Below are 20,264 nucleotides of genomic sequence, written 5' to 3'. Positions count from 1 at the left end.
GTTCACGGCTCCCAGTGGAGTGGCAAGGAAGAGATTCGCGTGACTGCCCAGCCCATACTCGGATCTAGGTCGGCACCCGCCTTGATCTGGTAATTCGGAATCCGCTTATGCCATTCCTCGAGCGCGACGTTCAACTCCAATCGCGCAAGATGCGATCCGATACAACGATGTGGGCCGATTCCGAAGGCAATGTGACGGTTCGGTTTGCGTGTCGCATCGAACTCACCGGCATCCGGAAACTCCTCGGGATCGCGATTGGCCGCTGCGATGAGTGTGACCACTCGATCGTTCTTCTTGATCGGGCAGCCCTGCACCTCGGTATCCTTGGCTGCGGTCATTGTGTGCGACAGGACGCTGAAGCAACGGAGCGCTTCCTCAACCGTACCTGAAATCAGATCAGGATCCTCAACGATCGACTGCCGCAGTTCATCGTTTTCCGCCAAGTATTTGAACGTCCAGCCCAGCTGACTGGCCACTGTGTCCAGTCCAGCTTGGAAGAACAGGTATGCCACTGCAACCTGCTCCTTGTGCGAGATCACTTCTCCGTCAACGGTCAACGCGCTGACCGCGGTCATGAAATCGTCCTTCGGATTCTTCTTACGATCCACCAGCGACTCTGCCAGAAAGGCAAGTACCTCTTGTTCAGCTTGTACCGCTGCGGTGATCGCCTGCTCACTTCCCATCATGGCCGAGAAGGCGTTCACCCAGCTCATCAGCTGATCGCGATTGTCTTTGGGTAGACCCATCAACTCCATGAAAACAGACGTGGGGAACTGCAACGCGAAGTCGGTTACGAGATCGCACTCGCCGCGCGACTGAAATCCTTCGATCAACGTGATCGCAGTCTCCCGAACCGCGTCCTCCAATTTCTTGATTGGCGACGGCGCAAAATACGGATCCAGCGCTCGACGCATCTTCGTGTGGTCCGGCGGATCGAGCTCTCCGGGCAACATACTGTACGGATCCCCCTCGGAAAAGGGATGCGCCGACCCAACATTGGAGAACACGTCCGGCGTGCGCAACGCGTTGTAGACCGAGTCGTAGTCGAGTAGATACCACAAGGTCGACTTCTCATCGACCGGATTGACAAAGTCGCTCCGAAACACCGGCGTTTCGTCGCGAAGACGACTGACTTCTTCCCAGGTATCGGCCTGCAGCGCCGGATGTGTCGAGTGCAAGAACCCTTCGCGAATCGGTCCCGACGGATCCGTGTGGGCGGGAGACTTAGTGTCCATAGTTGTGAACTTCCTTGTACATCAATGGATCTGACGCATCAGATCAAGGTGGGATCGCGGCTGAGGACCATAAAGTTACTTACCCCCGGCAGGTGTCACGTCACCCGTAAGCACGCCGGCGGAAAAATACTCTAGTCTGCGACCAATGTACCTCCGTTGAAGTGATTCAGGCAACAGTTCGCCGATTTCTCACAGCATCCGGCCAAGGGCGTCCCCCTGGCGAGTCGCGTATGTGAGGCGGCGCGGTGCGTACGCATCACCGATCAAGTGCAGATGCTCGACAATTCCTTCGAGCTCGGCGTGCAGATGAGGGTCCGAACGTGAGCCACACGCGAGCACCACTGTGTCCACGTCATTGATTGATCTGAGCGAGCCACCATAGACGTCCGCCGTCTGCACGGTCCCGTCTTCGATCGCAACCAAACGGTGCATCGGTAGGAGTGTGGCCCCGGCGGCGAACAAACGTGCCATCGATGGGCCGATGTTGTACCGGCCAACCATCGGAGCGAACTCTGTGGTCCGGTAGACAAGGGTCAGATCGTGCCCACGCGAGGACAACAAATCGGCAGTGCCCAATGGAGCCATGTGATCGTCCTCGACAACCATCACGACTTTGTGTCCGACGCCTGCTGGGTCCCGCAGAACATCACGCACATCAACAACGTGCGCGGAGGCGATACCAGGAATGTCGAACGGTGCGTACGCGGTGGCACCTGTGGCCACAACGACTTCGTCTGCGCCGGCCGCAAGAACTCTTTCGAAGTCTGCCCGGCGGCTGGTTTCCAGTTTGACCCCCGCGCGTTTGAGCCGTGCCTTTTGGTAGTCGAGATACCGGCCGAATGCGTCCTGGTATGGCATACGCACAGCGATCAGGAGCTGTCCCCCGAGGTCGGGCGCCTGTTCCCACAGGGACACTCGATGACCACGTTCTGCAGCAGTGGCTGCGACCTCGATACCGGCCGGACCACCGCCGATCACCAGGATGTTCTTCGGACGGATCGCAGGCTCGACCTTCAGCTGTTCCATCCCAGCGCGTGGATTTACCGCACATCCAAAGCTGATGCCGTCCAGCGTGACCCGACTCAAGCAATCATTTGATGCCACGCACGGCCGAATTTCGGCCACTCGACCTGTTGAGGCTTTGTTCGCGAACTCGGGGTCCGCGATATTCGACCTGACGATACCAACGATGTCGGCTTGGCCGGATGCGACAATTTGCTCTGCGACATCGGGTGTCGTCACTCGGCCTGTGTAGATCACCGGGCAACCGACCACCTCCCTCATCGTGCCCGCGAGATCAGTCCAGTGCGCGGTGTCGAAGTCGGGCATCGGTAAGTACGTCGTCTCACCCCAATTGTTGCCGACATTGAGGTGCAAGTAGTCGACCAGTCCCCACTCATCGATAAGCGACAGTGACTCTCGCGCGAGGTCACTGTCGTAACCTCCGGCAACCCGTTCGTCCATACAGATGCGCGCACCGAGAGTGAACTCAGGCCCGACCTGTGCCCGAATGGCCGCCAGCACCTCATGTAGCAGCGTGAGGCGGGCGATGACGGACCCGCCGTATTTGTCGTCGCGATCATTGGTCATCGGTGACATGAACCACTGGAGCAGGTCGTCATTGTTGGCGTGCAGTTCTGCGCCGTCGAGTCCTGCCTTGAGCATTTGTCCTGCGGTGAACGCATACTCTGCGACGATTTCGCCGATCTCGCCGGTAGTCAATACGTGTGACACGCGGTTGTTGGTGAAACCGTGCGCTCGTGGGCTTGGTCCGTGTGGGGTGCCGCCCATGAATACGATTTGCATCGACGCGTAGGCGCCCTCGCTATGAATGGCTTCAGCGAATTGTGCTGCGCGCGGTACATAGAGTTCGTTCCTGAACATGCCGTCCTTGAACGCCCCCATTCCGCTGGGCTCGAATCCCGGGCCGACCGGAGTACGCAGATGCATGCTGCTGCCGCAAACCCACGACGACCCCCCGCGAGCTTTCTCCTGGTAGTAGCCGACAAACCTGGCGGCTTCCGCAGGCGTGCCGAGTAGGTTGCCGTCGGCGAAGGCGTGTGTGGGAACCATGATCCGATTGCGCAGCGTCATCGTGCCCACTTGTATCGGGCTAAACAAGTGGGGATAGTTGTTGTCGGACATGTCGTTACCTCTTCTCAGAACCCTAGGATGAACGGGTACAAGGATCCGGGACAACGGCCTACACGGCGGCCTCACGGGTGCCGGCGGAGGTCAGGTGATCCGGCCTCCAGATCACTCCGGAATCGGCCAGGCCTTGCAGGGTCGTTTCGTCGAGTCCCCATTCTCCGAGCGAGGAAGCGTCGTGCACTCCCGGACGCGGTGATGGACCTGAGATCGCGGATGGGGTGCGAGAGAATCGCGGTGCGGGTGCGGGTTGATCTTGGCCTGCCACATCGGCGAATCCCGCTCTGGCTGAGACCTGCTGGTGATCAGGTACTTCTGCCATCTCGAGCACGGGGAACACACATGCGTCGGTCCCATCGAAGATCCGTGACCACTCATCGCGGCTTCTCTTCGCGAACTCGATCGCGAAGCGGGTTCTCTGCTCGGGCCACGACTTGGGGTCCATCCGACGCGGAAATTCGGAGGCTTCGATGCCGAGCCCTTGGAGCAAAAGCTTGTAAAACTGCGGTTCCAATGCGCCTACACTCATGTACTTGCCGTCGGCGGTCTCGTAAGTGTCGTAGAACGGCGCGCCACCATCGAGCAGGTTGCTGCTCCGAGCGTCATTCCAGCTACCCGCGTCCCGCATTCCGCGAACCGACGCCATGAGCAGCGAGGCACCATCAATCATCGCGGCATCAACTATTTGGCCGTGTCCGGAATGGCTGCGCTCGACGAGTGCCGAGAGGATTCCGACAGTCAGCAGCATTCCCCCGCCACCGAAGTCACCGACCAGATTCAGTGCCGGCGACGGCGGTGAATCGATCCGCCCAGTCGAATGGAGCGCCCCCGCCACCGCGACGTAGTTGATGTCATGCCCGGCCCGCTCGGCCAAGGGGCCGGTTTGGCCCCAGCCTGTCATGCGGCCGATGATCAGGCGGGGGTTGCGCCCGATCAAAACCTCGGGATCGAGGCCCAGCCGCTCCATTACGCCGGGCCGAAACCCCTCGACCACAACATCTGCCGGGTCACACAGGCTCAAGACAAGGTCTCGACCCGCCTGCGACTTCAGATCGACTGCGATCGACTGACGCCCGCGACCCAGCGGGTCGAGCGCCGGATCGGGATAGCCCTCTACGGCGACCTTCTTGTTCGGCCGATCGATGCGCAGAACGTCCGCACCCATGTCTGCGAGCATCATGCACGCGAATGGCGCGGGTGCCGCGCTGGCGATCTCCAACACACGCAAGCCGCTGAGTGGCCCCATTGCATCTCCTAGATTCTGTGACTTGGTCGGGCGAGCAAATCGCAGCGCTCCGACGGATATCAAAATTTGGTCGTTAGCTATATGATAGATGTTAAGAGTAAATTAGCATTCGAAACGCCTACATGGGCATGCATGCATCTCTCGAGGAGTCACCACGATGACGTTTGATCTCTCCGCCGTCGGAGCCACATCCGAACCCACCACGATCAGCTGGGACTCGAAGGACTGCATACTCTATGCGCTAGGAATCGGCGCCGGCACGGACGATCTCGCCTTCACAACAGAGAACTCCCGGAACGTGCAGCAGGTCGCGTATCCAACGATGGCAGTCACACTGGGAGTCGATTTCAGTGTGATGGCCGAGCTGGGAACGATCGACTGGACCCGCCTCGTTCACGCCGAGCAGGGCGTAGATCTCTTCGGTCCGCTGCCGGTCGAGGGCTCGGCAACAGCGGTCACCAAGATCGCGAACGTGTGGGACAAGGGCAAGGCTGCTGTCATCGTCACCGAAACGACCGCAACAGATCATGCGAGTGGAAAGGACCTCTTCACCTCCCGGTCCTCGGTGTACATCAAGGGAGCCGGCGGATTCGGTGGTGAACGCGGGCCGGAACGAAAGCCGGCCGCAGAACTCGGCGATCCGGATGAGACGACAACGTGCGTAACCACTCCTGATCAAGCATTGCTGTACCGACTCTCGGGCGATCGGAACCCGCTTCACTCGGACCCATGGTTCGCGGAGAAGGCCGGGTTCGAGCGGCCGATTCTGCACGGCCTCTGCACCTATGGCGTCACCGGACGAGCAGTCCTCAGTGCCGTAGTGGGTGGGGATCCATCCCGAATTCGTTCCTTTGCAGGGCGTTTCGCCCATCCGGTAATGCCGGGCGACACATTGTATGTGGACACGTGGCCAGTCGAGGGCGGAACTGTTGAGTTCCGGACCCGCATCGATGGTGGCATCACCGTGCTGACCGGTTCTGCCGAGATCAGCTGAAGACCGCGGGGGTGATGCCGTCATTTCCACCATGACGGCCCCCCGCGGCCCGACTTCAGAGCAGTTCGAGGATCGTGGCGTTCGCCATCCCGCCACCCTCACACATCGTCTGCATTCCGTAGCGAATACCATTGTCCCGCATGTGATTGATCAATCTTGTCATCAGTACAGCTCCGGAACCACCGAGCGGATGACCAACCGCGATCGCACCACCGAGCGGGTTGACGAGCTTGGGATCGGCGCCGGTCTCCGCCATCCAGGCCAGGGGAACCGATGCGAACGCTTCATTGACCTCGAAGGCCCCGATGTCGCTGAGCTGAAGTCCGGATTTCGCAAGCACTTTCGCAGTGGCCGGGATAGGTCCGGTCAACATCATCACGGGGTCACTACCTACAACGACTGAAGTATGGACTCGAACAATCGGAGTCAGCCCCAGTTCCGCCGCCTTCTCGCTCGTCGTCACCAGGAGCGCTCCCGCGCCGTCTGCAATCTGTGACGAGTTGCCCGCCGTGATCAAGCCGTCGTCCTTGAACGCCGACTTCAACTGCGACATCTTCTCCATCGTGGTGCCGACGCGGATGCACTCGTCAACATTGAACTGCGTCGCTCCGTCCACCGACACGATCTGCGATACAGAGGCACCATCGTCCCGTGCGGCCGCCGCACGCTCGTGCGATTCAAGGGCGTACTCGTCCAGCTGGGTCCTGGTCAAACCCCAATTCTCAGCGATCATTTCAGCACCGATACCCTGATTAAAGGCTGCTTGGTACCGCGCAGACAGCCGGTCCGACATCGGAAAACCGTGCCCCGAGGTGACCGGCGAACCCATCGGCACGCGCGTCATCGACTCTGCCCCGCCGGCGACCGCAACGTCGTACTGACCGGACACCACGCCGGCGGCAGCAAAATGCACAGCCTGCTGGCTCGATCCGCACTGTCTGTCGACGGTGGTGGCGGGCACCGATTCCGGCCAGCCAGCCGCCAGCACCGCATTTCGCCCGAGATTTCCGCCCTGGTCTCCGATCTGGCTCACACACCCCCATACAACGTCATCGACCACGGCCGGTTCGAGACCCGCGCGACCGACCAAAGCCTGCAGGACCAGTGCCGACACATCGACCGGGTGAAGACCGGCGAGACTTCCGTTTCGACGTGCAACCCCGGTGCGCACCGCTTCGACTATTACTGCATCACGCATTCGTAAACTCCCATCGCGAGACATATGTGTTATGTACTCTATGAATAGATACTAGATCATTAGAGTACTGCGTCCAGGGGTGCCTCCCGGCGCACCGAACGATTGGCATCGCGACTATGGATCTGCAGCTCGAGGGTCACGTTGTGATCGTCACCGGAGCCAGTCACGGGCTCGGTCGATCGATCGCAGCATCACTCGCTTCCGAAGGAATGATGGTGGTCGCCGTGGGCAGGGACACGTCCGCTCTAGCAACCTTGGCGAGTGCCTGGCCAGAGAAAGTCGCCACGTTGGCGTGCGACATTTCCGATCTCGACAGGATCGCCGCCATTCCCGATTACGCAATCGACCGTTTCGGCAGACTCGATGCGGTGGTCAACAACGCGGCTCAGGCCCCCAACACTCGACTACATGAGCAGACGCTGACGGAGTGGGATCACGTGTTTCGGGTAAACGTCACCGCACCAATGCTGCTGACCCAGTCGGCAGGTGTTCGCTTCGCCGAACAGGGACACGGAAAGGTCGTGAACGTCGCGTCGTTGACCGGAATCACCGGACGACGCGGCATGTCACTGTACTCGGCAACCAAAGGCGCACTGTTACGCTTCACGGAAGCGATCGCCGACGAATGGGCGAGGCACAATATCCAGGTCAATGCCATTGCACCTGGGTCGGTAGATACCGAAGCAATGCGCCGGGCTCAGCCGAACCCCGCCGATCTCGCCGTTGTCACGAAGCACATCCCGGCCCGGCGGCTTGGTATGCCGCACGAAGTCTCTGGGGTGTGCGCCTTTCTCCTCTCTTCTCGCGCGGACTACATCACCGGAACGACCGTAGTCGTAGACGGCGGCTTGCGTGTCCACACCCGACCCTGACGAGATCATCGGAACCGGCCAAACAACTCTAAGACTGGACTAAACTTGATGGCAACCTATTCAATATCCGAGCATGAAAGCAGGCTCGCATGACTTTCGTGATCCTTCAGTCCTGCTGCAACGAGGCGTCATGCGTCGACGTGTGCCCGGTGGACTGCATCCATCCGAAACCGGGCGAGCCGGCGTTCATGCGCGCGGAGATGTTGCACATCGATCCAACGACATGCATCGACTGCGGTGCATGCGTCGACGCATGTCCCGTGGAGGCAATCAAACCCGACTACGAGCTGGACGCCAATGACGAGCCCTATTTGGCGATCAACGCCGCCTACTTCGATCGCCATCCCATTGCAGAGGACGATCCTGTCACCCGCGCTACCCACAAAAAGTTCGATCATGCGGGACTTCGGGTGGCGATCGTCGGAACCGGGCCCTCCGCCTTCTATGCAGCCAGAGAGCTGACCGACCACAAAGGTGTCGAAGTCACGATGTTTGATCGCCTGTTAACTCCCTACGGACTTGTCCGGGCGGGTGTTGCTCCGGATCATCAGACGACCAAATCCGTGACCGACGTCTTCAAATCCACCGCGGGCCGGAAGGCCCTCCAGGTCAAACTGGGAGTCGAAGTTGGTGAGACCATCAGTCACAATGAGATTCTGGCTCACTACCACGCGGTGATCTACGCAGTGGGAGCATCGGGCGACAGGCGCATGCAGGTCCCCGGCGAGGACTTGCCCGGGAGCTACTCCGCCACGGAGTTCGTCGGCTGGTATAACGGACAGCCCGACTACGCCGATCGCGAGTTCGACCTCTCGAGCGAGCGAGCCGTCGTTGTCGGCAACGGCAACGTGGCCCTGGATGTCGCGCGAATCCTGTTGTCCGACAAAGGTCAGTTGGAGACTCGGACCGACATCGCCGAACACGCCCTGGCCACCCTGCGACAAAGCAACATCCGCGAAGTTGTGATCGTAGGGCGTCGCGGCCGCGCACAGGCGGCCTACACAAATCCTGAACTGCTTGCCCTTATCCAACACCCCGACATCAATGTCCGCGTCGACGCCGACAGCATCGTCGACGACCACGTGGATGCCGTCCTCCAGTCCACCGCTACCGAGCCTCATATTAGACTCAAAGTTCAATTGGCCCAGGATATCTCAGATCGTCCCGGATCCGAAGAGACCAGCATCGTCCTTCGATACCTCAGCGCACCGGCGGCGATACTCGGCACCGAAAAGGTCGAAGGCATCCGACTGAGCCACACCAAAATCAGTGTCGGCCCCGATGGTGCAACCCATGCTGAACTGACGACCGAATCGGACGACCTAGCAGCTGGCTTGGTACTGAGGTCGATCGGATTCAAAGGCCGTCCGCTCAAAGGGGTACCGTTCGACGAAAGTCGAGGCGTCATTCCCAATGTCGACGGTCGAGTTGTCGATTCCGATCCCGCCGAAGTGCTCACCGGCGTCTACACGGTCGGCTGGATCAAACGCGGAGCCAACGGTGTCATCGGGACAAACCGCAAGTGCGCCGGCGACACGGTGGAACTCCTCCTCGCCGACCACGCTGAGGGTCGACTGGCGGCGCCGGCCAGGGACCAGGAGTCGCTCGACAAAATGCTGGCTGACCGAGCGCCTGACCATTTGGTCATGTCCGACTGGAACCAAATCGACAAGGCCGAACGCTCGGCCGGCAGGGCAGCAGGTCGTCCGCGGGTGAAGTTCATTCGCGAATTCGATATACGACAGGCACTGCGGGCGTCAGCAACGCCGCAAAGTAGTCTAGTACGCGACTAATTCGTGTTAGAGTTTTGTGGTAAGTCAGAGTCCCGTACAGATCGGATCCACACCCATGGCGAATCAGATACCGGTAGTCGACTACTTGGTACTCGACGAAGTTCCACATCTCAGCGCGCATCAGTGCACGTCTTGTGACGCCCTGTACTTCGACCGACGGAATGCCTGTGCGCACTGCGGCAGAACCGATTTCGCCCGCAAGGCTCTTGGGACAACTGGCACCTTGCGCGCATACACCCAAGTGCACAGAGCCGGTCCGGCCGTAAAAGTGCCGTACATCTCCGCGGTCGTCGACCTCGATGGCGGCGGTGTGGTGAAGGCGAACCTGCTCGATGCGACGCTGGAAGACATCAGGCCTGGGCTACCTGTGCGACTGCAGACCTTCGTGGCCGGAACCGACGACGATGAAACCGATGCCGTCGCATTTGGTTTCGAGATTGAGGACAAATAATGAGCAGTGGTGACATCTGGATCATCGGCGCTTCGATGACGCCGTTCGGCCGATTCCCGGACCGCGATCTGATCGACCTCGCGGCTGACGCGGCACTCGACGCGTTGAACGACGCCGCCATCGCCATCGGCGATGTCAACATCCTGGCCATGGGCAATGTGTACGAAGCGAACTCGCACAATGGACAGCGCCTCCAGAAGCAGATCGGCCAGACGGGCATTCCCGTGTACAACGTCGTGAATGCCTGTGCAACCGGCGCGACCGCTGCCCGGGTTGCGATCATGTCGATCAAGGCCGGCGAGTCAGATATCGGACTCGCCGTCGGGGTCGAAAAGATGGGCAAGATGGGACTCATCGGCGGCGCAGCCAAGAAGCGTGATGCTCGGAAGGTGTACAGGCCATCCGGTCGTTACGGTTCGGTGCTGAAGACGGAGGGGGTGCTGGGGACCGGCATCATGCCAGGAGTCTTCGCACAGGCTGGCACCGAATATGCACTCGCCAACGGTGTAACGGCCGAACACTTCGCCAAAGTCGCCGTGAAGAACCACGAGCATTCGGTCCTGAATCCCCTTGCGCACTATCGCAAGAAGTTCTCACTTGAGGAGGTTCTAGCGTCCGATGTTATCGCGTATCCGAACACATTGCCGATGTGTTGCCCTAACACCGATGGTGCTGCAGCAATCGTTGTGGTTTCCGACGCCAGGCTCGCCCGAATGGACCCGGACGTTCGACGCCGAGCGGTCAAGATTTCTGCTTCGGTTTTGACATCCGATCCCTGGGTCGAGGGCGGTCAGGTACAACCCGACGTCAGCACTTTGACACGGCAAGCAGCCGACGCTGCCTATGCGGAAGCCGGAGTCGGACCGGCCGACCTCGACCTGGTCGAGTTACATGACTGTTTCGCCACGGCCGAACTGCTCCACTATGACAACCTGCGGCTGTGTGAACCCGGTGGCGCCGGCGACTTCCTCGATTCCGGTGCACCCTGGCGCGACGGCACGACACCCGTGAACGTTTCGGGAGGGTTGCTGTCGAAAGGCCATCCGCTGGGTGCAACCGGAATCGCCAATATCTACGAGGTCGCCACCCACCTCCGCGGTGAAGCGGGCGATCGTCAGATCTCGGGGGCCCGAGTAGGTTTGACCCATGTCATCGGACTTGCGTCGGCCTGCGCGGTCCATGTCCTCGAGGCCAGGGCGTCCTGATGTCATCTGTAGGCACCACCAATGCGACGCTGGCGGTATCCGACCCTGATCTCTCGATCGACGAAATGCGCGAAGTCTTCCGCCAGTGGATGACCGATCACGCCGCCGAACTCGAGCGCTTCCGGACTCTGCCGACAGACGTTGACGAGATCTTCAGTGGACACGGCGCAGCACTCCAGCGGCTTCTCTACGATGCCGGCTGGGTTCGGCTCGGATGGCCCGCGGATGTCGGTGGGATCGGTGGCGTTGTCGCGCATCGAGCACTTGTCGGTGAAGAGTTGGTCTTGGCCGGCTATCCGACCCCGTTTTCATTCGCGACCCAAGAGGTGATGGGTCCGGCATTGGCCCGCTACGGTTCGCCCGAACTGCGTACCGAATTCGTCCCCCGACTTCTTCGCGGCCAGGAGAGTTGGTGCCAGGGATTCTCCGAGCCAGGTGCCGGTAGCGACCTCGGTTCGTTGCGAACCAAAGCAGTCGAGCGGGGTGATGACTGGGTCATCACCGGCGAGAAGATCTGGACGAGTTGGGCCCAATACGCCTCGCGCTGCTTCGTTTTGGCTCGAACGGGTACCCAGGAGTCGGCCCATCGAGGAATCACAGCGTTCTTCGTGGACATGGACACGCCCGGTATCACTCGCAGCCCACTGCGCGCCATCACCGGGCAAGATGACTTCTCCAGTCTGCACTTCGACAACGTCGTCGTCCCGAAGGCGCGAGTCATCGGAGAAGTCAACGGCGGTTGGGGTGTGTCGATGTTCATACTCGGCTGCGAGCGCGGCGCCGCCGCCTGGCAACGTCAAGCATGGATGCGTTGGCAGCTGGAACAACTCGTCGCCCAGAGTCCGGACCTTTCCGACGAAGCAGTCGGCGAAGCCTTCGAGTTGATCAGCGCGCTACGGTTGCTCGCGCGTCGAACCTTGCGCGCCCTGTCCGCTGGCGAAGAGCTAGGCGTCCGCCCTTCTTTCGACAAGTACGTCATGTCTACGGCCGAGAAGTTTCTCTTCGATGCCGCGCTCAAGTCGATGCCGGAGCGACTGCTACTCGCTGACGACCACGAGTCCACCGACTGGCGCAACGATTATCTGTACTCTCGCGCGTCGTCGATCTATGGCGGCGCCAAAGAAATTCAACGCAACATCATTGCCGAGCGCATCCTCGGCCTGCCCAGGGAGAAGTGATGGACAGCAGCGAGAGGTCCGAGTTGGCCGGCACAGTCGGCCAGATTCTTACGGCTGCGGGACCCGCCGGTTGGCAAGAAGCACTTCATAGTTTCGGCTGGGATGACCTCTGCGCCGACGAACCTGTTGATGCGATCCGCATCATTGCACCATTACAGGGCAAACTTCTACCGAACGCCTCGTTCGTGGACCGCCTTGCACTGGCGGTGTCGGGCGTCCCACAGTCGGAGCGCACGACGACACATCTCCTCTATCCAGCCCTGGGGTCCGACCAACCGACCAGCACAGTGAGTCCCGGCGGAAACCTTATCGAGGTACGCGGTACCGCGAACTTCGGTCCGATCCCATCGGGTTCACTGATCACGCCGGCGGTGCTGGACGGAGCTTTGGCACTGGTGGAGATCGCTGACACTGACGCACTGTCGACCAATGCTGCTGGAATCGACCCTGACTCGGGTTGGTTCCGTGTTGTCGGCACCGCCGATTGCACTGTCGTTTCCACCGGCGAAGAGGCCCAGAGGCAGTGGCTGAGCATTCGGGCGCACAGCATGCTGGCAATCTCCCTGGAGCTCAATGCACTCGGTGCCCGAATGTTGGAGCTCGCCGTCGAACACGTGTCCTCACGCAATCAGTTCGGTCGTGCGCTCGGATCATTTCAAGCAGTCAAACAGGGTCTTGCGGACACAAGAGCGTGGCAGGAGTGCGCAGACCTGTCCGCCGATGCGGCACCGGAAAATCCCGGCATCGAAGCAGCACTCGTCGCCTCGTCATTGGCGGGTCGATTCTTCCGGAGCGCCGCGGAGAACTGCCAGCAGTACCTCGGCGGCATGGGCTTCACTTGGGAACACCCGTTTCACACCTTTCTCCGTCGAGGATTGATCCTCGAGCGACTGCTCGGATCGTCGGCTGAGGCTCGCTCGGAGTTGGGGGCGACGTTCAAAGCCGGAGCCATGCCAGCGCTTTCGGCGATCTGACGAGTCGTGACGACCCACGAGAGCATCACCTCCTTGACGGATTCAGGAATCCTGACCATTCGCTTCGACCGTCCAGAAAGCAAAAACACCATCGGGCCACCGATGGTCAAACACCTCTGTGCGCAACTCGATCAGGCCGACGCGGACGACTCGATCAAAGCTGTCGTATTCACCGGATCAGGGGACTCGTTCTGTGCCGGCGCCGATCTCTCAACAGGCAGTCTGGTCAAACCGGCGGACGCCGACATGGTCAGAGAAACGCACCGAGACTTCGGTGGGGTTCTCGCCTTGCGCATTTACAGCTGCACTAAACCGGTCATCGGCGCGGTCAATGGCGTCGCAGCCGGTCTGGGCGCAACGATGCTGTTGCCGATGGATGTTCGGATCGCGTCGGAGAATGCGCGATTCGGCTTTGTCTTCAGCCGTCGCGGTATCGTTCCGGAAGCGTGTTCGACATGGTTCTTGCCGCGTATCGTCGGTATTTCACGTGCGATGCAGTGGACCATGAGTGGACGTATTCTCGACTCCGATGAGGCCTTGAATGGAGGGTTGCTCACATCTGTGCACCCGGCCGATCAACTCCTTGATGAGGCGTATCGTGTTGCGGCCGAACTCACCTCGCAGTCCTCCCCACTTTCGGTGTCGGCAACACGTCGGCAGATGTGGAACGGCTTGACCCAGTCGCATCCGATGGAGGCCCATCGCGTCGAGACCGAATTGATCCGGTCGCTGGCGCGGAAACCCGATTCCAAAGAAGGAATCAAAGCGTTTCTGGAACACCGTCCGGCGCAGTTCAACTCCCGGCCCAGCAAGGATCTGGATGAGTTCGCCCACTTCTGGACGGAGCCCCCGTTCGAGCTGTGATCGCCAGCTTTAGGACGTGGTTGTTTGCACGCTGCCGAGGTACCCCTCCTGCATCACAATGCACACCAGGTCGCCGGATCTATTGTAGATGTATCCGGCGGCCATCCCTCTGCCATCGACAGCGCTGGGTGAACTCTGGTCATACAGCAACCAATCCGAGAAGTCCGCAGGCCTCTGGAACCAGATCGAATGATCCAGTGAGGCAACCCTTCCCGGCCCTCTGCTAGTCCGCCGGTCGACGCGCATCACCGAATCCAACAGCGTCATGTCGGTCAGATATGTGATCAGCGCAGCGTTGAGTGCCGGAGCCGACATGAAGTCACGACCTGCGCGCATCCATATCTGGTTTACCGGTTTCTGCGGTTTGGGATCGTCCAAGGCCAACCTGGGCGGTGCGTTGACGTAACGCATGTCGAAGGCTCTCGGTCGGACCCACCAGCCGTCTTGCTCGGCGGCGTACGGTTCCAAAATCTCTTCGATTCGCCGAAGCGAATCGGGGCCGCACACATCAGGCATCGGTCGATGGAAGTCCGGACCTTGCCGTTGCACGCAGAAAGAAATCATCGCCTCGTATATAACCGCGCCACCTTGCTCGGCCGTCACCTGCCGATTGGCAAAAGCTCCACCGTCACGAACTCGACGGACTCGGTACTCGGTTGGACTGTCCGTGTCGCCCGCCCGCAAGAAATAGCTGTGCAGACTGTTCGGCACCCTATCCTCGACCGTTCTGCCGGCGGCGACCAGCGCCTGCGCCGCAATCTGACCACCAAAAACGTGCGTCGATGCCTCGGGAGGGTGCGATCCTACGAAGTGGTCTGGACCGGCAGATTCCAGTTCAAGTAGACCCAATAGGGTTGTGAGATCGGCGATCATCGGGACGCGGGCTCACCCGCGAGTGCTGTCAATATGGTCGAACGCAGTTCTCGTGCCGACACATCGTCGGGGTGCGCACGGGTCCATATCGCAAGGGAGCGGTTCATCTCAACCAGCGTTGCCGCCTCACTCCGATAAAGTTCATCCAATTCGGCGTAGGTCACCGGAATATCCGTATTCACAGCCGGCGAAGAGGCGACACCCGCGAAGTGCTCGACACGATCTCGTGACGCCGATCTCCAGCCATCGATGTCCGCCAGAAGTTGACGCTGTATGAGCACATCGTTGCGAAGGCGCAGCGCTGCGTCGTTCCAATCTATTTGAGCGAGTACAGCTCTCACTTCCTCGAGGCGGCTGAGGGCGTACTCCGACGCCACTTCCGGTCCGACAACCTCTTTCAAGATCCGACGAACACCGGTGATCACGTCTGCAGGACTAGGTCGCATCACGAGCTCCTTGTGCTTCTATCACGGCTTCCAGCACCCGATTGATGACGACTCGCGCAGGGGCAGCTGGGCGGTCGCTGTCTCTGGTGCAGAAGTTCTTCACACCTGCCAGTGCCATGACGGCCAGCCGAAACGTGGACATGACCTGCCAGAATCTGAGGGCGTGCGGATCGACTTCGATGCCGGTCCGTGCGGTGTAGAGCTCGAGGAAATCCTTCTGCTCCCAGAATCCTTTGATGAAGTGTTCTTTTTGGTACAGCGGCGCCGTATACCAACCCAGATCGTCAAGTGGATCACCCAGGTGCGCCAACTCCCAATCGAGAAGTACTTCGACCCGACCCTCACGAATGAGGAGGTTCGCAGGCCGAAAGTCGCCGTGGACCACGACGAGACGATCAACTGGGCGCGGCAGTGAGTCACGAAGCCACTCCGCTGCAGCCTGAAGTGCAGGTTGCGGTTCAAGCTGGCAGCGCTCCAACTCCGACCGCCAGTGACCGAGCTCGTAAGCCGCGGGGTTCGGCCCCGGATGGTGGAGTATTCCTCGAAACCCGGCCGCTTCAGTATCGATGTTGTGGAGGTCTGTCAGCGTTGTGCAGATCTCACGAGCAAGCAACTCCCGCCGTTCAATACCGAGGTCAAGAGGATCGGCATGTCGCAGAATCGCGCGGTGGGCGCGGCCGGCGTAGCGCTTCACGACCATCGAAGGACGTGCCAGTTCACTGCCTTGGTCGTCGAGCCACAACACCGTGGGGGTCGGGACATCAAACGTCTCGAGTCGCCGCAGGAGTTCGAACTCCATTGCGCGACCCGTCTCGACCACTGCGGCGGGTGGGTCGCGGCGCAGCAGCAGTTGATGCTGTTGTGTCACTCCGTCAATGGTCCAGGTGGCATCGAAAGGCCAGTTCTCTCGCGAGCTCCCGAGACCCGTCCTATGGATTCCGTTGATCAAGGGATCGGCGCCTGGCCCAAGGCGCTTTGCAAGGAACTCTCGGAGCGCAGCCGCGACGGTGTCCGTCTCGTTCGCCAGGGTTGAGTTCATTGGTTCACTCCCGAGCCAGGCTTGGCCGGAATCGCTTCTTGGTAGCGCGCATAGCCCGGCAACACCATGTACTCCATGATTCCGAATCCGGTTTGTCCGGCGTACTCAACCTCGATCATGTGGTCACTGCCAGCCTTCGCATAGCGGTAGATCTGGCTGCGGTCGGTGAGGTCCCACGTGTCATGTTCGAAGGAGTCCTCGCCCTTCCAATGCCCTTGGAACCAACCGTTCCATCCTTCGTATCCCCCACCGCGCAAATGCGCACGACCTTCCTGTGCAGTGATTTTGAACTCCATCTTCTCGCCGCTGTGCAGCGCCAGAGTGATGATTCCGCTACGAAGTGTCGGTGCAGCGGCCGAGCTATCCCAGACCAGATCATGATCGATGTGGACGATGAGATCCTCTTCGTCTGGCGCGCCTGCGCGCCGAGAGAACGCCGCTGACAGATGCAGTGGTCGTCCGGGTTCGGCTTCATACAGGTAGAAGTGGACTCCGAAGTCTTCGAACTGAATCGGACAGAACATCAGCATCCGCCACTCCGGTCGAATTCCCGGCGGAGTCCCCTGTGTGCTGGGCAGCGTTCGAGTCCCCCACGAGTGGTCGCGTTCGCCCCACCACCGGTCCGGGGTCAATGTGGTTGTGCTGCCATCGACGCTCAGCTGACCCTCGATGCGACCCAATTGCACATAGCGGATTGCATCGTAGGTCACCCGCGTTCGACTGACCTGAAAATGACGGCCCTCGAGAATGGGTTCGAGGTCACTCTTCCAGTGGAAGTCGAACTCGACGCCGGAAGGATTGTCAGACAGGATGAATCGAACGTCCTTCATTGGCTCGACTATCTCGATCCTGAGAGGACCCACCGCCATCTCGTCGCGCCGACGCCCCAGCGAACGTGCCATGCGCATATTGCGTTGCTCACCCGACTTCGAGTGAACGACAAACGCTTCCTGGGTGTCCTGGTTGGGGTACTGCCCGATACCAAGGCTCAGCACCGTGTCCTTCGCGACGGTGTCTTGTAAACTCAGCCAATACCTTTCCCGCCAACTCGGGTCGCTGGATCCGACCAAGGCGTGTGGCTGCGAGATCTGGTGTGAAAAGTATTCGTCTGACGGACTCAGGAAGACCACGTCGTCGACCTCACTTCGTATCTGCTGGTGCGTCGGCGAATGCCGCTCGCAATGTTTTCTTATCTGTCTTTTCGCCGGCAAGCGTAGGCAGTCGCTCCTGCTGGATCTGCCATCGCGTCGGGACTTCGAAGTACGCCAACCGTCCTTTCAGGAAGGTCTTGAGGTCTTCAGGCTCCGGCGGAAGCTGACCGCGGTAGACAATCACTGCCGCCACTTCTTCACCCAGATCTGAGTGCGGGACACCGAATACCGCGACTTCAACTACGGATTCATGCTCTGCCAACATGATCTCGACATGCGCACAGGAAATGTTCTCACCGCCGCGGATGACGATGTCCTTACTTCTGCCATCGAGGTACAGGTACCCATCAGCGTCGAGATGCCCGAGGTCGCCGGTGTGCAGCCAGCCCTCCGCGGTGACGGCCCCCTCGATCCCGAGGTAGCCAAGCATCACAGTGGGACTTCGAACCAGGATTTCGCCGGTCTCACCTTCCTGATCGGCGTCGATCTTGATCTCGACAACCGGGTAGGGTCGGCCGACGGTTCCCGGACGTTCTTCAAGCGCGCGATTACCCGCGACCGTGAGGAATCCCCCGGATTCGCTCATCCCCCAGGTGTTTCCGAGCCCTCGCGCCGCCAGCTGTGGGACTTTACGTTGCAATAGGGCGAGCAGGGTGGAGGGCACTGGCGCACCGCCGAGCGGCCACGATCGCAGGCTTGACAAATCCTTCGTTTCGAAACTCGGATCCTCGAGCACACGAATCGCCATCGTGGGCACACCCCCGAAACTCTGCACCTTTTCGGCCTCGATCAAGTCGAGCACTTGCCCGGAATCGAAGCGTCCCTTGTTCAGAACCAGCTTTCCGCCCGTGATGAGGTTGGTCAGCAAGTTCGAGATCCCACCGATGTGAAAAAGGGGCGTGCATACCAGGGTCACAGAAGCCGGTGCATTTCCGTCATCGCCATCTGTGGGCAACCGTCCCGACCGCATCAGAAGGTTCTGCTGGTTTGCGATCACCGAGCGATGCGACAGCAGAACACCTTTCGGCGCACCCGAACTCCCAGAGGTGAAGATCACCAGTCCCGGCGAGTCTTCCTCCGGCACGGGAAGGGACGCGCAGATACTCGCGATCTGGGTTCGGTCGGCAACTCCCTGGAAAACGAAGGCGTCGAGCGGAAGCGGATCGTTCAGTGCTGACCTCATGGCCTCCGGCAGGTCGGTAATGACCAGGGCCGGAGCGGTTACATCGACCGCGTGCAGGATCTCGTTTTCACTCCACCAACGGTTCCCGAGTACCGGGACGGCTCCCGCAGCCCAGATCGACCAGAGCGCAGCAACCCAACTTGGACTGTTATAGCCGATCAGCAGCACATTGTCGCCGGCGTTGACCCCACGATCCTTGAGCTTTGCCAGTCCGGGTCCAATCGCATCGAAGAATGCTCCGACGGTTACTCGCTGATCGCCCTGTACGAGATACTCGCGCTCGGCAAACCGTTCGACACCGGTTAGCAGAGCACCGAGTGACCGCGGGTGTGGATTGAGGACAAATCCTTCGTGGCCCGCATACTCGGCGGGTTCCACTTCTCTGCCCCAGACCTGTGACAGCACTCCGACACCCCTCTCGTCAGTTTTCATCGGCCTGTCCAAACGCCGGGACGCTTCTCGGTGAACGCCGCGACGGCTTCCCTCAGGTCGCTGGTGGAAGCACTGATCGCCTCGAGATAGAAGGCTGTATCGAAGACTTCGTCCATTCGTGCAGCCAGAACCTTGTTGAGAGCACGTTTTGTCAGTTGCACCGCTACGGGCGGCAACTCGGCTACGCGGTCGGCCAGTTCAAGGGCTTTGGCTCGCACTTCATCCGGCCCCGCAACCAAATCTGTGACCATCCCGAGTTGATATGCATCTTCGGCGAGGATCGGCTCACCCCAGAGCAGATGACGCTTCGCTCTGATCAGCGGCAGATTGGTTGGCCATGTTACGCAGCCACCGTCACCGGCAACGAGGCCCAGGTGCACATGTGGATCCGAAATTCGCACGCCTGCAGTCGAAACCACCGCGTCACCGGTGAGGACGAGGCTCGTCGCGACTCCGAATACGTGGCCATGCAGCGCAACGATCAAAGGCTTGGAAAAGTCCGCGAATGTCTTGAACAATCTGCGACCATCGTCGATCTGCGCCATCAGGACCTGCAGGTCTTTGTTCGCGTTGAGCATCGTCTCGGTATCGCCGCCGGCAGAGAAGTGTTTGCCCGTGGAGGACAGGACGGCGGCGCGCACATCGGGGTCCGCACCTACCTGTTCGAGGGCGTCGGCGAGTTCTCCGAACATGACGTCATCGAAGCGATTCTGCACTTCAGGTCTGGAAAGGCGCAGCTCCGCCACCTGGCCGTTCCTGATGACCTCAAGTGCCTGAAATTCCTTCACGTGGCAACCCTTCGATATGAACCAGCGTTGGTTCGACAAGACCTTCTCTGCACGATAGCCGGAAAGCTGGAAATTAGTATAGGGGTAGAGTTATTTTTGTGGTCCGGTACCCACCGGATGGCAACCCACTCCGCCAAGCGCATCTTGAGCGACCGTCTGACACCGATCCTCTGAAGCCAGCATTGTCGGAGACT

General features: G+C 60.1%; 18 protein-coding genes. 8 read left to right on the top strand and 10 right to left on the bottom strand.

The window, feature by feature from the left end; genetic code table 11:
- Window positions 1-2 precede the first annotated feature (2 nt).
- From H290_RS0118790 to H290_RS0118780, 3 genes are all read right to left on the bottom strand, one after another.
- The gene (locus H290_RS0118790) at window positions 3-1,178 is read right to left on the bottom strand and encodes a cytochrome P450 (RefSeq protein WP_196809584.1); all 1,176 of its coding nucleotides are present in this window, start codon (window positions 1,176-1,178) and stop codon (window positions 3-5) included.
- A 246-nt stretch (window positions 1,179-1,424) separates the two neighbouring features.
- A complete protein-coding gene (locus tag H290_RS0118785) occupies window positions 1,425-3,380 on the bottom strand; it encodes an FAD-dependent oxidoreductase (protein WP_028463375.1) in 1,956 nt (651 codons plus the stop codon).
- A 58-nt stretch (window positions 3,381-3,438) separates the two neighbouring features.
- Window positions 3,439-4,629 carry a CaiB/BaiF CoA-transferase family protein gene (locus H290_RS0118780; protein WP_020108370.1) on the bottom strand — a complete coding sequence of 397 codons (1,191 nt, stop codon included), beginning with the start codon at window positions 4,627-4,629 and terminating at the stop codon, window positions 3,439-3,441.
- Between the two features lie 157 nt (window positions 4,630-4,786).
- On the opposite strand from H290_RS0118780, the gene H290_RS0118775 reads away from it, so the two are divergent.
- Complete coding sequence (locus H290_RS0118775; protein ID WP_020108369.1) at window positions 4,787-5,623, top strand: MaoC/PaaZ C-terminal domain-containing protein; 837 nt, start codon at window positions 4,787-4,789, stop codon at window positions 5,621-5,623.
- 55 nt (window positions 5,624-5,678) lie between these two features.
- Here the strand turns inward: H290_RS0118775 and H290_RS0118770 are convergent, their stop codons facing one another.
- On the bottom strand, window positions 5,679-6,821 hold the full coding sequence (locus tag H290_RS0118770) for an acetyl-CoA C-acyltransferase (RefSeq protein WP_028463374.1): 1,143 nt from the start codon (window positions 6,819-6,821) through the stop codon (window positions 5,679-5,681).
- 116 nt (window positions 6,822-6,937) lie between these two features.
- Here H290_RS0118770 and H290_RS0118765 point away from each other — a divergent pair, with 116 nt between their 5' ends.
- From H290_RS0118765 to H290_RS0118730, 7 genes are all read left to right on the top strand, one after another.
- On the top strand, window positions 6,938-7,693 hold the full coding sequence (locus H290_RS0118765; protein WP_020108367.1) for an SDR family NAD(P)-dependent oxidoreductase: 756 nt from the start codon (window positions 6,938-6,940) through the stop codon (window positions 7,691-7,693).
- An 89-nt stretch (window positions 7,694-7,782) separates the two neighbouring features.
- A complete protein-coding gene (locus H290_RS0118755) occupies window positions 7,783-9,486 on the top strand; it encodes an FAD-dependent oxidoreductase (RefSeq protein ID WP_036519545.1) in 1,704 nt (567 codons plus the stop codon).
- 55 nt (window positions 9,487-9,541) lie between these two features.
- Window positions 9,542-9,937, top strand: a complete 396-nt coding sequence (locus tag H290_RS0118750) for a Zn-ribbon domain-containing OB-fold protein (protein WP_020108365.1) — start codon at window positions 9,542-9,544, stop codon at window positions 9,935-9,937.
- Complete coding sequence (locus H290_RS0118745; RefSeq protein ID WP_020108364.1) at window positions 9,937-11,142, top strand: thiolase family protein; 1,206 nt, start codon at window positions 9,937-9,939, stop codon at window positions 11,140-11,142. The genes H290_RS0118750 and H290_RS0118745 overlap by 1 nt, the downstream gene beginning before the upstream one ends.
- Complete coding sequence (locus H290_RS0118740; protein WP_020108363.1) at window positions 11,142-12,320, top strand: acyl-CoA dehydrogenase family protein; 1,179 nt, start codon at window positions 11,142-11,144, stop codon at window positions 12,318-12,320. The genes H290_RS0118745 and H290_RS0118740 overlap by 1 nt, the downstream gene beginning before the upstream one ends.
- Window positions 12,320-13,294 (top strand): acyl-CoA dehydrogenase family protein, encoded by a 975-nt coding sequence (locus H290_RS0118735; RefSeq protein ID WP_020108362.1) that lies wholly within the window; start codon window positions 12,320-12,322, stop codon window positions 13,292-13,294. Before H290_RS0118740 ends, H290_RS0118735 begins: the two co-directional genes overlap by 1 nt.
- Before the next feature lie 6 nt (window positions 13,295-13,300).
- The gene (locus H290_RS0118730) at window positions 13,301-14,158 is read left to right on the top strand and encodes an enoyl-CoA hydratase-related protein (protein ID WP_020108361.1); all 858 of its coding nucleotides are present in this window, start codon (window positions 13,301-13,303) and stop codon (window positions 14,156-14,158) included.
- Between the two features lie 9 nt (window positions 14,159-14,167).
- On the opposite strand, the gene H290_RS0118725 is transcribed toward H290_RS0118730, so the two are convergent.
- The 6 genes from H290_RS0118725 to H290_RS0118700 form a co-directional block, all read right to left on the bottom strand.
- On the bottom strand, window positions 14,168-15,031 hold the full coding sequence (locus H290_RS0118725) for an acyl-CoA thioesterase II (protein WP_020108360.1): 864 nt from the start codon (window positions 15,029-15,031) through the stop codon (window positions 14,168-14,170).
- Window positions 15,028-15,456, bottom strand: coding sequence for a hypothetical protein (locus H290_RS0118720; RefSeq protein ID WP_020108359.1), 429 nt, complete (start codon window positions 15,454-15,456; stop codon window positions 15,028-15,030). The genes H290_RS0118725 and H290_RS0118720 overlap by 4 nt, the downstream gene beginning before the upstream one ends.
- A 10-nt stretch (window positions 15,457-15,466) precedes the next feature.
- On the bottom strand, window positions 15,467-16,345 hold the full coding sequence (locus tag H290_RS0118715) for a phosphotransferase family protein (RefSeq protein ID WP_231373748.1): 879 nt from the start codon (window positions 16,343-16,345) through the stop codon (window positions 15,467-15,469).
- Between the two features lie 167 nt (window positions 16,346-16,512).
- Window positions 16,513-17,511 carry a hypothetical protein gene (locus H290_RS0118710; RefSeq protein WP_231373747.1) on the bottom strand — a complete coding sequence of 333 codons (999 nt, stop codon included), beginning with the start codon at window positions 17,509-17,511 and terminating at the stop codon, window positions 16,513-16,515.
- Between the two features lie 145 nt (window positions 17,512-17,656).
- Complete coding sequence (locus H290_RS0118705; protein WP_081631636.1) at window positions 17,657-19,282, bottom strand: class I adenylate-forming enzyme family protein; 1,626 nt, start codon at window positions 19,280-19,282, stop codon at window positions 17,657-17,659.
- Entirely contained in the window at window positions 19,279-20,070 is a 792-nt protein-coding gene (locus H290_RS0118700) for an enoyl-CoA hydratase/isomerase family protein (protein ID WP_020108355.1), read from the bottom strand. The genes H290_RS0118705 and H290_RS0118700 overlap by 4 nt, the downstream gene beginning before the upstream one ends.
- Between the last annotated feature and the right edge of the window lie 194 nt (window positions 20,071-20,264).

Source organism: Nocardia sp. 348MFTsu5.1, assembly GCF_000383535.1.
Lineage (GTDB): Bacteria > Actinomycetota > Actinomycetes > Mycobacteriales > Mycobacteriaceae > Williamsia > Williamsia faeni.
The sequence above is the reverse complement of the archived record's forward strand: the minus strand, read 5'-3'. Positions and strand labels throughout refer to the sequence as shown.

Excerpts from the sequence above, each read along its gene's own strand:
- H290_RS0118750 (WP_020108365.1), top strand. The coding sequence starts at position 9,542 with ATGGCGAATCAGATACCGGTAGTCGACTACTTGGTACTCGACGAAGTT.
- H290_RS0118755 (WP_036519545.1), top strand. The coding sequence starts at position 7,783 with ATGACTTTCGTGATCCTTCAGTCCTGCTGCAACGAGGCGTCATGCGTC.
- H290_RS0118765 (WP_020108367.1), top strand. The coding sequence starts at position 6,938 with ATGGATCTGCAGCTCGAGGGTCACGTTGTGATCGTCACCGGAGCCAGT.
- H290_RS0118705 (WP_081631636.1), bottom strand. The coding sequence starts at position 19,282 with ATGAAAACTGACGAGAGGGGTGTCGGAGTGCTGTCACAGGTCTGGGGC.
- H290_RS0118770 (WP_028463374.1), bottom strand. The coding sequence starts at position 6,821 with ATGCGTGATGCAGTAATAGTCGAAGCGGTGCGCACCGGGGTTGCACGT.
- H290_RS0118725 (WP_020108360.1), bottom strand. The coding sequence starts at position 15,031 with ATGATCGCCGATCTCACAACCCTATTGGGTCTACTTGAACTGGAATCT.
- H290_RS0118735 (WP_020108362.1), top strand. The coding sequence starts at position 12,320 with ATGGACAGCAGCGAGAGGTCCGAGTTGGCCGGCACAGTCGGCCAGATT.
- H290_RS0118785 (WP_028463375.1), bottom strand. The coding sequence starts at position 3,380 with ATGTCCGACAACAACTATCCCCACTTGTTTAGCCCGATACAAGTGGGC.
- H290_RS0118775 (WP_020108369.1), top strand. The coding sequence starts at position 4,787 with ATGACGTTTGATCTCTCCGCCGTCGGAGCCACATCCGAACCCACCACG.
- H290_RS0118740 (WP_020108363.1), top strand. The coding sequence starts at position 11,142 with ATGTCATCTGTAGGCACCACCAATGCGACGCTGGCGGTATCCGACCCT.
- H290_RS0118780 (WP_020108370.1), bottom strand. The coding sequence starts at position 4,629 with ATGGGGCCACTCAGCGGCTTGCGTGTGTTGGAGATCGCCAGCGCGGCA.
- H290_RS0118745 (WP_020108364.1), top strand. The coding sequence starts at position 9,937 with ATGAGCAGTGGTGACATCTGGATCATCGGCGCTTCGATGACGCCGTTC.